12 protein-coding genes and 1 pseudogene are annotated in these 12,813 nt (G+C 72.1%); 6 read left to right on the top strand and 7 right to left on the bottom strand.

Translation table 11 applies throughout. The annotated features are described in order from the left end of the window. Positions 1-107 precede the first annotated feature (107 nt). From ACFYNS_RS12715 to ACFYNS_RS12700, 4 genes and pseudogenes are all read left to right on the top strand, one after another. Positions 108-2,606, top strand: coding sequence for an FtsX-like permease family protein (locus ACFYNS_RS12715; RefSeq protein ID WP_388602513.1), 2,499 nt, complete (start codon positions 108-110; stop codon positions 2,604-2,606). A gap of 107 nt (positions 2,607-2,713) precedes the next feature. Beyond that, on the top strand, positions 2,714-3,214 hold the full coding sequence (locus tag ACFYNS_RS12710; protein ID WP_388602511.1) for a hypothetical protein: 501 nt from the start codon (positions 2,714-2,716) through the stop codon (positions 3,212-3,214). A 45-nt stretch (positions 3,215-3,259) separates the two neighbouring features. After that, positions 3,260-3,877, top strand: a pseudogene (locus tag ACFYNS_RS12705) (transposase); the annotation flags it as partial. 433 nt (positions 3,878-4,310) lie between these two features. Beyond that, positions 4,311-4,712, top strand: coding sequence for a PGPGW domain-containing protein (locus ACFYNS_RS12700; protein WP_388602650.1), 402 nt, complete (start codon positions 4,311-4,313; stop codon positions 4,710-4,712). Positions 4,713-4,857: 145 nt separating this feature from the next. Here ACFYNS_RS12700 and ACFYNS_RS12695 read toward each other — a convergent pair whose 3' ends face one another. From ACFYNS_RS12695 to ACFYNS_RS12685, 3 genes are all read right to left on the bottom strand, one after another. Continuing rightward, a complete protein-coding gene (locus ACFYNS_RS12695) occupies positions 4,858-5,400 on the bottom strand; it encodes a class I SAM-dependent DNA methyltransferase (protein ID WP_388602509.1) in 543 nt (180 codons plus the stop codon). Positions 5,401-5,635: 235 nt separating this feature from the next. Further along, positions 5,636-6,094, bottom strand: a complete 459-nt coding sequence (locus tag ACFYNS_RS12690) for a protease inhibitor I42 family protein (RefSeq protein WP_388602507.1) — start codon at positions 6,092-6,094, stop codon at positions 5,636-5,638. Positions 6,095-6,353: 259 nt separating this feature from the next. Beyond that, on the bottom strand, positions 6,354-6,533 hold the full coding sequence (locus ACFYNS_RS12685; protein WP_388602505.1) for a hypothetical protein: 180 nt from the start codon (positions 6,531-6,533) through the stop codon (positions 6,354-6,356). Positions 6,534-7,034: 501 nt separating this feature from the next. Between ACFYNS_RS12685 and ACFYNS_RS12680 the strand changes: the two genes are divergently transcribed. Continuing rightward, the gene (locus ACFYNS_RS12680; RefSeq protein ID WP_360289395.1) at positions 7,035-7,868 is read left to right on the top strand and encodes a PIG-L family deacetylase; all 834 of its coding nucleotides are present in this window, start codon (positions 7,035-7,037) and stop codon (positions 7,866-7,868) included. A 239-nt stretch (positions 7,869-8,107) separates the two neighbouring features. On the opposite strand, the gene ACFYNS_RS12675 is transcribed toward ACFYNS_RS12680, so the two are convergent. Both ACFYNS_RS12675 and ACFYNS_RS12670 read right to left on the bottom strand, forming a co-directional pair. Continuing rightward, a complete protein-coding gene (locus ACFYNS_RS12675) occupies positions 8,108-8,473 on the bottom strand; it encodes a hypothetical protein (protein WP_360289397.1) in 366 nt (121 codons plus the stop codon). Positions 8,474-8,735: 262 nt separating this feature from the next. Further along, positions 8,736-9,158 carry a YjbQ family protein gene (locus ACFYNS_RS12670; RefSeq protein WP_360289399.1) on the bottom strand — a complete coding sequence of 141 codons (423 nt, stop codon included), beginning with the start codon at positions 9,156-9,158 and terminating at the stop codon, positions 8,736-8,738. A 176-nt stretch (positions 9,159-9,334) separates the two neighbouring features. Here ACFYNS_RS12670 and ACFYNS_RS12665 point away from each other — a divergent pair, with 176 nt between their 5' ends. Then, positions 9,335-10,435, top strand: coding sequence for an NAD(P)-binding domain-containing protein (locus ACFYNS_RS12665; RefSeq protein WP_388602503.1), 1,101 nt, complete (start codon positions 9,335-9,337; stop codon positions 10,433-10,435). A 114-nt stretch (positions 10,436-10,549) separates the two neighbouring features. Here the strand turns inward: ACFYNS_RS12665 and ACFYNS_RS12660 are convergent, their stop codons facing one another. Then, a complete protein-coding gene (locus ACFYNS_RS12660) occupies positions 10,550-11,560 on the bottom strand; it encodes a LacI family DNA-binding transcriptional regulator (protein WP_360289403.1) in 1,011 nt (336 codons plus the stop codon). Positions 11,561-11,691: 131 nt separating this feature from the next. Beyond that, positions 11,692-12,771 carry a rhamnose ABC transporter substrate-binding protein gene (gene rhaS / locus ACFYNS_RS12655; protein ID WP_360289405.1) on the bottom strand — a complete coding sequence of 360 codons (1,080 nt, stop codon included), beginning with the start codon at positions 12,769-12,771 and terminating at the stop codon, positions 11,692-11,694. Between the last annotated feature and the right edge of the window lie 42 nt (positions 12,772-12,813).

The following is a 12,813-nucleotide window of genomic DNA, read 5'->3' as shown; positions in this document are numbered from 1 at the left end:
GGGAGCCTGGCCGGGCCGCCGGGTCGGCTGGACGGCCGATCCGCGAGCGGGGCGGGACACCGCAGGATCGAGCCGTCCGCTGTCCGCCCCGTCCCGACGAGGCCCCCATGCCCGCTGCCCCACGCCTCCCCCGCACCGCGGCCCGTCCGCTGCGCTCCCTGTCGGCGCACGCGTCCCGCTTCGCGCTGCCCGCTCTCGCCGTCGTGCTCGGTGTCGCCATCGTCACCGGCGCGCTGCTGTACGGCGACTCGGTCAGGACCGGGGTCGAACGCGCCAGGCGCGTCACACCGCCCGACGCATCGGTCACCATCACCCCGGAGCAGGGGGTTGCGGGGCCGACCGGGCCGGATGCCGGCGGTCTCGATCCCGGACTGCTGCCGCGGCTGCGGGCCCTGCCCGGGGCCGCCCGGGTCCGCCCGGTGGCAGAGGGCAGCACGTTCGTCGCCGGGCGGGACGGCACACTCGTCGGCTCCCGCACCGACAGCGCCGGCGTCGGCTACGTGCCGGACAGGAGTGGTTCGGATCCGCGCTATCCGCTCGCCGCAGGCCGGGGTCCACGGGCTGCCGGGGAGATCGCCCTGGACCGGCGGGCCGCCGAACGCGCGGGCTACCGGGTCGGCGACCGGGTACGCGTCGTCGTGCGGGGTGAGGCGCGCGATGTACGGCTCGTCGGACTCTTCACGGCGCGCGACGCCCGCGTCGCCTCCGGCGGCACGCTGACGGCGTTCGACGAGGCCACCGCACGCCGCCGGTTCGGCCTGACCGCGATCTCCCTGACGGCGGCGCCCGGCACCGGCGAGGCGCGGCTCGCGGCCCGCGCGCGGAAGCTCCTGCCGCAGGGGGCCGAGGCCGTCGCCCGCTCCGAGGCCCGGGCCCGGTCCGCCGCAGGCGCGAGCGCCCAGGGGGACAAGACGACCGGCCTGCTGCTGAGCTTCGCCGCCGTCGTGCTCCTCGTCGCGGGCTTCCTCGTCGCCAACACCTTCGCCATGCTCACCGCCGCGCGGGCACGCGAGCACGCCCTGCTCCGGGTCGTGGGCGCCACCCGCGGCCACGTGCTGCGGCTCGTCCTCGGCGAGGCGCTGCTCGTGGGCACCGCCGCGTCAGCCGCCGGCTACCCGCTCGGGGCGGCTCTCGCCACGGCGCTGAACGCATGCTTTCCGGTCGGCGAGGGAGCCGTGGAGGCACCGTTGTCCCTCATCTCCCTCCCCGCCGGGTCGGCAGCGCTCGCCGTCGGCGTCGGCGTGACCGCGCTCGCGGCGTACGTCCCGGCGCGCAGGGCCGCTGCCGTCGCGCCCATGGCCGCGCTCAGGACGGACGAGCCGCCCACGCCGGCCGCGCTGCGCCGCCGCAACATCACCGGCTGCTGCGTGACCGCGTTCGGCGCGCTGCTCCTGTGGTATCTCGGCGACACCCCCGACCTCGACATGGTGACGGTCGCCGCGGCCGTCCTGATGACGGGGCTGACGCTCCTCACCCCGTGGCTCGCCGTCGGCCTGGGCACGCTGGTGCGCGGCCCGCTGCGTCGCCTCGCGGGTGTGCGCGGCACGCTCGCGGTCGAGAACGCCCGCCGCAATCCGCGGCGCACGGCCGCCACGGCCTCGGCACTCATGGTCGGCCTCGCACTCGTCACCGCGGCCGCTGTCGGTGCCGCCTCGCTGAGCGGCATGGCGGAGCGGGACGCGGCCCGCGCCGTGGCATCCGATCTGCGCGTGGTCCCCGTCGACTTCGCCGAGATCGGTGACGGCACGGCAGGCCGCGTCGCGCGCATCCCCGGGGCCGAGGCCGTCACGCCCACGGTCCCCACCGGTGTCGCACTGGGCGCCGGACGCGAACTCGGTGCAGTCGCCGTCGATCCGCGGACGGTGGGCCGTGCGGCGGGGCTCACGGTCGCGGCCGGACACCTGGACCGCCTCGGCCGCGACGGGATCGCCCTCAGCCGCGCCGAGGCCGACTCGCGCGGCCTGCGGGTCGGTTCGCCCCTCGGTGACCGCCGCGTCGTCGCCGTCTACGACGGACCCGAGCGGCTCGGCCCGGCGCTGGTCCCGCTCTCCGCGGCACGTCCCGGCGAGCGGCCGGACGAGATCCTGGTACGGGCGGCACCGGGCCGCGCGGACGCGCTCCGCGACCGGATCCGGGACACGCTCGACAACCCCGCGCTCCTGGTCCAGAACCGCGCCGACGCCGCCCGCGAAGCGGCCCGTCCGTACGGGACGCTGCTGACCCTCGCCACTGCCCTGCTCAGCGTCGCCGTCCTGATCGGCGCCCTCGGCGTGGTCGGCACCATGGCGATGTCCGTGCGCGAACGTACCCGCGAGATCGGCGTACTGCGCGCGCTCGGCATGAATCGCCGCGGCGTCGCCTCGGTGATCCGGCTGGAGGCCCTGCTGATCTGCGCTCTGGGCGCGTTCCTCGGCCTGGCCGCCGGCACCGCGACAGCGCTGACCGCCGTGGCGACCCAGCCCGGAGCCGAGCCCCGCATCCCCTGGCTCCAGCTCGCTCTGTCCCTGGCCCTGACCGCCGCCCTGACCGCACTGGCCACCCTGCCCTCGACCCGCCGCGCCGCGAACCTCCCGGTGGTGTCCGCGGTCGGCGCCGAGGGCGCTTAGCTTGTTCTTCGACCTTCGTCCTGCTCCTGGCAGGTTGACCGACGGCCCTGGGTGTGATCAGCCGAATCGGGATGCGCTGGTCTGCGGTGCAGTTGCATACTCGCCAGATGGCCTTGTTCTCCGGTCGGTTCCGCGATCCGAGCAGTACCGAGTACGACTTCATCAGTTCGATCACGGTGCGATGCCCGAATTGCGAGAAGGCCGCGCGGGTCGTTCCAGCGCCTGAAGACTCCGAGCCCATCGGGCGGATGCTTTTCAGGCCGCGACGTCTGATCTGCGGTAGCTGCGGACTGTCACGGGTGTGGAGCGGTCGTCATGCCACGCTCTCCCGTGGCACCGCTCAACCCGCGACGGATCCGTATTTCGGTGTGCCGCTGTGGCTCCAGATCGAGACCCGGCATGGGTGGTTGTGGGCCTACAACCTCGAACATCTCGACCTGATCCACCGTTTCGTCCAAGCATCGCTGCGCGAACGAGCCCCCTGGTACGACACCGGACAGACGATGACGTTGGTAGCCCGCCTCCCGGTATGGATCAAGCGCGCGAAGAACCGAGACGAGGTCGTGCGTGCCGTCAGCCGGATCCATGCCTCACTGGTTGCCGCCTGAACTGCACAAAAGGCGTCCGAACGCCGCTCGGACTTGATCTCTGGCTCTGCGGTTCAGCTGACGTGGGGGCGGGCCTACTCCTTCGTGGCCGTGCTGGGGCCGGGGGCCACGTCCTGGACCGCGATCCTGGACGCGGTCCGGCTCGGCCCTGCGGACGACGCGACCGCCAGCACCGCCGACCGGCTCCGGGCAGTCGTTGAACGGCTCATCACCGCTGGTCAGTGGCAGGCCGGAGACCCGGACATCGTGATCGTCAGCGACGCGGGCCACGACGTCACCCGCCTGGCCTGGGTCCTGCGCGACCTGCCGGTCGAGCTGGTCGGCCCGGTCCGCTCCGACCCCGTGATGCGGCTGCCGAAACCACCGCGGATGCACGGCGTGAACGGCCGGCCGCCCGAACACGGCCCGGAGTTCCGCTTCGCCAAGCCGGAGACATGGCCCGAGCCCGCGATCACTACGGTCACGGACACCGCCAACAGCGGCAAGGCCGAAACCCAGGCATGGGACCGGGTCCACCCGCGGCTCACCCACCGCTCCTCACGGCTCCACCACGACAGCGAACTACCGCTGCTTGAGGGGCTGTTGGTGCGGCTGGAAGTCGATCATCCGTCAAGGGAACGGGATGCCCCGCCGCTGTGGTCATGGTCCTCCAAGACCGGCGCCACCACGCCGCGGGATGGGCGCAGGCGGTCACCGCAGCCCGGCGCCCCTGGTTCTCCTCGTGCCGCGTCCGCACCGCGCCGAGACGGTTCACCTCCCGCCATGCGGGTGACCCGTTGGCGTGGTACCGGCTCCCCGCCCGTGCCGCGGCCAACCCTGGTCGGGCGAGCCCTCGGCCGCGACGCGGGGCGAGGCCGACGGCGACGGCGACGGCGACGGCGACGGCGACGGCGACGGCGACGGCGACGGCGGACGGCGACGGCGGACGGCGACGGGAGCGAGTGGCCCGGCGCCTGGAGGCTCCACCGGGACCACGATCCTGCCGTACCCGGCCGGGCGCGGATCAGGGCCGAAGGGGCCCCACGGGCCGGGCGCGGATCAGGGCCGGAGGGCCCACACGGCGACAGGAACGGGAGACGACGTGACGGACAACAACCTGCATCCTGTGCTGCGCGCCGTATGCGCCCTCGCCGGCGGGGTGCTGATCGCCGTGGGTCTCGTCCTGCTCGTTCTTCCCGGCCCCGGACTGCTGCTGGTGTTCGCCGGCATGGTGCTGCTCGCCCGAGCCGTCCCCGCCCTGCGTCACCGCGTGGAACCGGTGCGGATCCGCGCCCTGCAGGCCGCCGAGGAAAGCGTGTCGTCCAGATGGCGGATCGCCGGCTCGACGCTGGTCGGTCTCGGGCTGATCGGCGCCGGCGTGGCCTGGGGACTGGTGCCGCAGCTGCCGTTCGGTGGCTGGAGCACCGGGGGAAGCCTGATCGTCTCCGGCATCGTGCTCTTCGCGCTCCTGGGCTGGAGCTACCACCGATTGCAGCGCGTGTCGGCGGCTCGTCGGTAAGAGGCATTCGAAGCTGAGGGAGGTGCTGGTGCGACTGCCGGACATTCGGGCCGAAGCGCCACCGATACCGGGTGGCGAGCATATCCGCGCGCACTCACCACCTCACTCCTCGCGTCGGCAGCGAGCTGGAAGATGTGACTGGCGGTCAGGGCCTGTGATGAACCGAGACCGCGTACGCCCCACCGGCGTAGGGCTCGCGGGACCAGGTCGCGTAGCGCATCTCGAGGGCGAGGCCCGCCGCGGCGCAGTGCGCGTCGTAATCGTCCAGGGCGTAGCCGCGGTCCAGGGAGAAGCCCGCCACCAGACGGCCTCCCGGCCGGACGTGTGCCGCCACGCCGGCGACCAGGTCCGGCTCGGTTCCCGGCGGAGTGAACAGGGGGACGTTGCCCGCCATCACCACCACGTCGAAGGATCTTCCGAGGTCCAGCCCGGCCAGGTCGCTCAGGTGCCAGGGGATGTCGGGGGCGAGATGCCGGGCCGTGGCCAGCATCGAGGAGTCGAGGTCCACCCCCACCACGTCGATCCCGTGCCGCGCCAGCTCGATCGCCACCCTGCCCGTGCCGCACCCCGCGTCGAGGACGCTGGACGGCCCCAGGGAACGCACCAACACGGCTTCGCCATGCACATCCCCGCCCTCCGCGGCGATCCTGTCGAACCGGGCCTGGTACTCCTCGCCATTCCACGCCATACCGGCACCCTGGCACACCAGGTGTCCGCTATCGCACTCACCCCGGGCCCGCGCTTTCGCCGACCTCCGGTGGACGTCGAGGTCGTCGGCGTCCACGCCGCCCGCGAGATCGGCACCGGCGCGCAGCCAGTCACCCACGGCGTCCGCGGCCTCGGGTGCGGAAGGGGCTCGGGCAGCTCGGCGGCGCGGGCCAGGTGGGGTTCATCATCGGCCTGTGCTGTCTCCTCCGCCGAGGTCAGCTGACGGTGACGGTGTAGGTGACGCGCTCGGGTGCGGACAGGGGCTGTGCCGTCGGGCCCTGGGTGCGGCCGTCGGGTGGGCACGTGGTGGTGGCCAGGCAGTGCGTCAGCACGATCCGGGTACGGCCCTTCCCGGTGGCCTCGAACGTGAAGGCGAGGTCGCTGCTGGAGCCGGGAGGCGGCTCGCTGTCGGAGTCCGACTCGATGTGCCGGCCACGGCTGCGGACCACCGCCCTGTCGGGCTCGGGGCCGGCCAGGAACCAGTGCTCCCGGGTGGAGGCATTCTCGTTGACGGTGAGGGTGAAGCGCTCCCCGACCTCGGCGGTGATGCTGGTGTCCCCGGTGGGGTGGCGGGTCGGCTCGTCGGCGCCCGACCCGCACCCGGCGACGAGCGCGAGGGCAGCGGCCATGGCGACGCCTCCCGCACCCGCCTTGCCAGTCCGGGAGGTAGACACTGTACGCATTGTTGAGCCCTTTGCTTGCGGCCTTGTCCAAATGGCCGTTGATGAAGTCGTTCTCACTGACCCAGGTGGTCGTGCCCCAGGGTTGTATACCTGCAGCCTGCCGCCCTCCTGCCCGATGATTGTCATGGCATGGGCACCGCCCTCGCCCATGGCATCGACCGGAACCGGCTTCCCCGCTGCGACAACCTTCTCCTCCTTGGTGAGGACCGGCACGCGACCGCGACGGAGATCCCGTCGGCGGCGAACTCTCTCACGAGCGGGTAGAGCCTTTTGCCGGCAGGTGAGCCTGCGACAGATACGCGGCAGCTCGGCGCAGGACTTGGTTCTCCTGCTCCAGCAGCCGGACGCGCTTCTTCCGCTCACGGTTCCCGGCCGACTCCGACCCGGTGACGCCGGGCTCCTCGCCGTCCTCGACCTTCGCCTGACGCATCCACTTCGACAGGTCATCTCATGGACGCCCAAGCCCTTCGCGATCTTCGCGAGAGTGACGCCTTCTCACAGTTGCCGGCCACGCGGACGACGTCGTCACGAAACTCTTGAGGGCAGGGAACTGGCACAGCTACATCCTTCCAGGCCACCGCACGAGCAAGCCAGATCAGGATGTCACCAGACCATGCAGCAGTCCCAACATCAGGTGTGGCGCTTACGGGATTCGGTAGGTACCTGAACCTGTTTCTGCGTGCGCTCCCACTGCGCCGGCAGCGCTCCGGAGGCTGCAGGTCTTGATGCAACGCCGACAGCTGGAAGGGCCAAACGGCCGCGCCGGGAACATCCGGCCCGGCCGGCACGGTTGCACCGGCCGAAGGACCGGCGCCGTGGGCGAGGAACACAGAGACCACAAGGCGGTCCGCCCCGCCAGGATCCGGTCCCCAGGGACGCGGCACGCCCACCGCGCACTCGGACCAGACATTTTCCGCAGGAGGAGCCATTCATGACCGACCGACCCTTGACGCTCATGGCTGTACACGCCCACCCCGACGACGAGGCCACCGGGACCGGAGGGATCCTCGCGCGCTACGCATCAGAAGGCATCCGCACGGTTCTCGTGACGTGTACCGACGGCGGTTGCGGTGACGGACCGGAGGGTGTCAAGCCGGGCGATCCCGGGCACGATCCGGCGGCCGTCGCCAGGATGCGCCGCCAAGAACTCGAGGCGAGCTGCGACATCCTGAAGGTCAGCGATCTGGAGACGCTGGACTATGCCGACTCCGGGATGATCGGCTGGCCGAGCAACGACACCCCCGGATCCTTCTGGCAGACCCCTGTGGAGGAGGGCGCCGCCCGACTTGCGGAACTCATGCGGCACTACCGGCCCGATGTGGTCGTCACCTACGACGAGAACGGTTTCTACGGCCACCCCGACCACATCCAGGCGCACCGCATCACCATGGCGGCGCTGGAGATGACCGAGCTGACCCCGAAGGTGTACTGGACGACGATGCCTCGCTCGATGATGCAGCGGTTCGAGGAGACCATGCGCGAGTTTCATGAGGACATGCCGGAGCCGGATCCTGCCGAGGCCGCCGCGATGGCCGAGATCGGCCTCCCCGACGATGAGATCACCACATGGGTAGACACCACCCCCGTCAGCGGTCAGAAGTTCGATGCGCTGGCCGCGCACGCCAGTCAGGGCGAGAACATCTTCTTCCTCAAGATGGGCAAGGAGCGCTTCGGTGAGTTGATGGGCATGGAGACCTTCGTACGTGTCAAGGACACCACCGGCGCGCCCGTACCCGAGGACGATCTCTTCGCCGGATTGCGCTGATCCGCCCGCCGGCCGGTGGTGAACGCCGCTGTCAACGAACTCACCGGGTAGCAGTTGTTTCCCACCTGACGGCCCCGACGCATGTCGCGCCCCGCGACCTCATTCGAGGCGCAGGGCGGGACGGCTGCCCGCCACCCACACGCGCATCCCGTTCCCCGCTGGCCACGAACTGCTGCGGCCGGGAGACCTGCCAGGTCAGCTCTACCTCGCGGCGGAGGTCCGCCACGGTCGATTTCCCCTCACTCAGTGGTCATCGGAACTGCGGGGCTCGCGGCCGCAGGTGGCGCCGCGGCGCCCCGCAGCATGGTCATCAGACGGCCTGCGACGTCGGGCGGACCGCCCCCGCGTCGGCCGCGGAGCGTCCCGAGCATGTGCTCGAGGCGCTTACGGTCCTCGGCGGAGCCGACGAAGGCGCGCAGCGCCAGTTGGCGGCTGGACGGCTCCCCCGGAGGAGTTCGAGCAGTCCGTGCACCACCCGGCTGCGCACCTGTGCCGATTCGTCGCTCAGCAGCAGTGCGGGACTCGGCGATGTGCTCCGCCTCCTGCTCGTCGTCCCCGGTACGAGCCGCTTCAGCCAACGCCTTCAGCGCTTCGTCGGGCATCATCGAGCCCACGAGGGCGTAGACCCGGACGGCTGTCCAGCGGTGCCGTGGTTCGGCCTCCGCGTCCGCACCAGGAACGCGGGATCTGCGGGATGTTGGGGGCCTCGATGGCGTGGCACGGGTCTGCGCCTGGGCAGGCGCGACCTCGCCGGTATCGGCCCACCCAGCACACCGGCGCGGCGAACCCCGGCGCTGCAGCCGTGTTCCCGCGAGCCCGCGAGAGCCGGCAACCGAACCATGTCCTGCAGGGACCACCTGCCCGGGCTCACCCCAGGAAGCTCAACCGCACCTTCCGGTCCGGATTGTCGACGTTGGTGTCCACCAGGCACACGGACTGCCAGGTGCCCAGGGCCAGCTGTCCCGCGACGACGGGCAGCGTGGCGTGCGGGGGGACGAGGGCGGGGAGCACGTGGTCGCGGCCGTGGCCGGGGGTGCCGTGGCGGTGGCGCCAGCGGTCGTCGGCGGGGAGGAGGTCGCGGAGGGCGGCCAGCAGGTCGTCGTCGCTGCCGGCTCCGGTCTCCAGCAGTGCCACACCCGCGGTGGCGTGGGGCGTGAAGACGTTCAGCAGGCCGTCGCGGCCCTCGGCGACGTCCCGCAGGAAGGAGCCGCACCGCTGCGTCAGGTCCTGGACCACCTCCTGCGAGCCGGTCCGGACTTCGATCTCGCGTGTCGTGAAGCGCTCAGCCATGAGTCGATCTTCTCAAAGCGGACCGCTCTCGTGGCCCGTCCGCGCATGCCCGACGTCGGATCGGCGCGCCGCACCGTGCCGGGGGGACGGGCCCGTCGGGCGCGCCGTTCGGGCGGGGGGGCGGCCCCGCACGCGCGTGCGGGAAGGTTTCGGGGGGCCGGACGGTTCGCAGAGGCATGAATGACGTGGCGGTCGTGGTCGTCGGGGCCGGGCAGGCGGGACTCTCCAGCGCCTATCACCTGCGGCGGGCCGGGTTCGAGCCCGGTGCGGACTTCGTGGTGCTGGATCACTCGCCCGCGCCGGGCGGGGCGTGGCAGTTCCGGTGGCCGACGCTGACGTACGGCCGCGTCCACGGCATGCACGCGCTGCCCGGCATGGAGCTGACCGGCGCCGATCCCGGGCGGCCGTCCTCGGAGGTGGTCGGGGAGTACTTCGCCGCCTACGAGCGGGCCTTCGCGCTGCGGGTGCGGCGCCCGGTGGATGTCCGCGAGGTGCGGGAGGCGGGGTGGGGTGGACGGCTGCTGGTACGAACCTCGCAGGGCGACTGGACGGCACGGGCCGTCATCAACGCCACCGGCACCTGGGACCGCCCCTTCTGGCCCCGGGTGCCCGGACAGGAGCTCTTCCGGGGCCGCCAGTTGCACACGGCGCAGTACCCGGGCCCGGGGTCGGACGCCTTCGTGGACCGCCGGGTGGTCGTCGTCGGCGGCGGGACGTCCGCGGTGCAGCATCTGCTGGAGATCGCCGAGGTCGCGCGGGAGACGCTGTGGGTGACCCGGCGGCCGCCCCGCTTCCGCTCCGACTCCTTCGGTGAGGAGGCGGGCCGGGCCGCCGTGGCACTGGTCGAGGAGCGGGTGCGGGAGGGCCTTCCGCCGCGCAGCGTGGTGTCGGTGACCGGACTGCCGATGACCGAGCAGGTGCGCCGCGCGCGGGAGAGCGGTGTGCTGGAGCGGCACCCGATGTTCGCCCGGCTGACCGGGGACGGAGTCGCCTGGGCGGACGGCGGCCGGGCACCCGCGGACACGGTGCTGTGGGCCACCGGCTTCCGTCCGGTCATCGATCATCTCGCTCCGCTGCGCCTGCGCGAGCCCGGTGGCGGCATCCGGCTGGAGGGGACGCGGGTCTCCCGGGATCGGCGGGTCCATCTGGTCGGCTACGGTCCCTCCGCCAGTACGATCGGCGCCAACCGGGCCGGCCGGTCGGCCGTGCGGGACATCCGGGCCCTGCTGGCGGAGCTCGATCGGAAGGTTCCGGCGGTCAGCCCCGCCGCGCTGTGAGAGGCCCTGCGAAGCCGTTCGCCGCAGTGCCCCGGGCCCCGCCCCGGCGGTGGACCCCGCCGCCCGAGGTGGTCCGCGGGAGGGGGAGGGGGCCGGTACGCAGCGGACCGGGAGTCAGCCGCGCGGGAGGGTGGAGGCCCGTACGACCAGTTCCGGCTGGAGCACGATGCGCTGGTGTGTATGGCCGGCGGCGGCCTCGCCGGTCTCCTCGATGAGCAGGTCGGCGGCTGCCCTGCCCATGCGGTAGGCGGGTTGCCGCACGGAGGTGAGGGGGACGGCCGCCGCGGCGGCGAACTCGATGTCGTCGTACCCCACCAGCGCGATCTCCTCGGGCACGGAGACGCCGGCGGCGTACAGGGCCTGCAGCACGCCGAGTGCCATCAGGTCGTTGGCGCAGAAGACGGCAGTGGGGCGCGGCGACATGCCCAGCAGCCGGGCTCCGGCGTCCCGGCCGGTCGCCACGTCCATCCGGGAGCCCTCGATGTGCCGCAGCCGCGCGCCGGAGCCGCGCAGGGCCCGGGTGGCGCCGGTGCGGCGATCGCGGCACTGGCTCAGCTGCATCGGTCCGCTGACGTGGGCGAGGTCGCGGTGACCGCTCTCCAGCAGATGGCGCACGGCCAGTCCGGCGCCCCGGACATCGTCGACGGAGACCGAGCAGCCCTCGGCGCTGGGCGCCACGCGGTCGACGGAGACGTACGGGATGCCGTGCCGCTGGAAGGCGGTCAGGTTCTCTCCGGTAGTACCGGTCGGGGTGATCAGGACGCCGCGGACCCGCTGCTCGGCGAAGAGGGCCAGGTACTCGGCCTCCTCGGCGGGGCTCTGGGCGCTGTTGCAGAGCATGACGCCGAGCCCGGCGGCGCGGGCGGCGCGCTCCGCGCCCGCGGCGACGTCGACGAAGAACGGGTTGGCCATGTCGAGGACCAGCAGGGCGATGATGCGGCTGCGTCCCGCGCGCAGATGGCGGGCCGCCTCGCTGCGTACGTAGCCGAGGCGTTCGATGGCGGTCTGCACGCGCAGACGGGTCTCCTCGGCCACCATCGCGGGCCGGTTGATGACGTTGGAGACCGTGCCGACGGAGACCCCGGCCGCGCGGGCGACCTCCTTGATCCCGACTGTCCGGCTCACGCGGGCACCCTGGTGGTCCCCGGCCGCGCGCCCCGCTCCCGCCGCACCGGCCTCAGCCCCTCCCCGCCGGTCCGGCCGGCTGCTCGCAGGTCGGACGCTCCGCTGTCCCGCGTCCCCTCGGCCCGATCCTCTCAGAAGTCGAAGTCGTCGATGTTCCCGCTGTCGAAGACCGTCGGGGGCCCGAGGACGACCTCGCCGTCCTTGCCGATGGTGTACTCCCCCAGCTTCCCCGCGGTGAACTTCTCGCCCTCCTTCCCGGTGATCTGTCCGGAGGAGAGGGCAGCGGCGGCGTAGGCGCCCAGGTAGCCGAGTTTGGAGGCGTCCCACAGGGAGAACTGCTCGAGGGTGCCGTTCTTGATGTACTTGCGCATCTGGTTGGGCGTGCCCAGGCCCCCGAGGGTGACCTTGCCCTTGTACTTGGATCCGCTGACGTAGCGGGCCGCGGCCGCCAGGCCGACCGTGGTGGGGGAGATGATGCCCTTCAGGTCCGGGTAGGCCTTGAGGAGGCCCTGGGTCTCCTGGAAGGACTTCTGGTCGACGTCGTCGCCGTAGGCGGTCTTGACGAGCTTCATGTTCTTGTACTTGGGCTTGCTCAGCTCGTCTTTCATGATCTTGATCCAGGTGTTCTGGTTGGTGGCGTTCTGGGTCGCCGAGAGGATCGCGATGTCGCCCTTGTAGTTGAGCTGTTCGGCCATGTCCTTGACCAGGCCCCGGCCGATGTCCTCGGAGCCGGCCTGGTTGACGAACAGGTGACGGCAGTCCTCACCCGCGTCCGAGTCGTATGTGACGATCTTGACGTCCTGTTTCATGGCGGCCTTCAGCGGCCCGCACACCGCGTTGGGGTCGTTGGCGGCGAGCAGGATGGCGTCCTGGCGCTGCCGGGTGAGCGTGTTGATGTAGCTCACCTGCGAGGACGCCTTCGCGTCGGAGGGGCCCACCTCCTTGCCCTTGCCACCGAACTCCTCGGCCGCCTCGATACCGCCCTTGTCGACCACCGTCATGTAGGGGTTGTTGATCTGCTTGGGCAGGAAGGCGAGCTTGAGACCTTTCTTCAGCGGCGCGTCCGGACTCGCCTCGGCGTTCTGCGCCGTGTCCTTCGCGTCGTCCTCCGCGTCGCTCTTGGTCGTACCGGAGCAGCCCGCGACGGTGACGGTCAGGGCGCAGACCGTCGCGGTGAGGGCGAGGGCGCGGGAGCGGGGGTGCGAGCGCATGGGCGTGGCCTTTCGGGAGACTGCGGGAGCTGCGGTACGGCT

The sequence above is a fragment of the Streptomyces sp. NPDC006925 genome (assembly GCF_042869575.1).
Taxonomy (GTDB): domain Bacteria; phylum Actinomycetota; class Actinomycetes; order Streptomycetales; family Streptomycetaceae; genus Streptomyces.
Note: the sequence above shows the minus strand (reverse complement) of the source record. Positions and strands in the feature narration are given on the sequence as shown.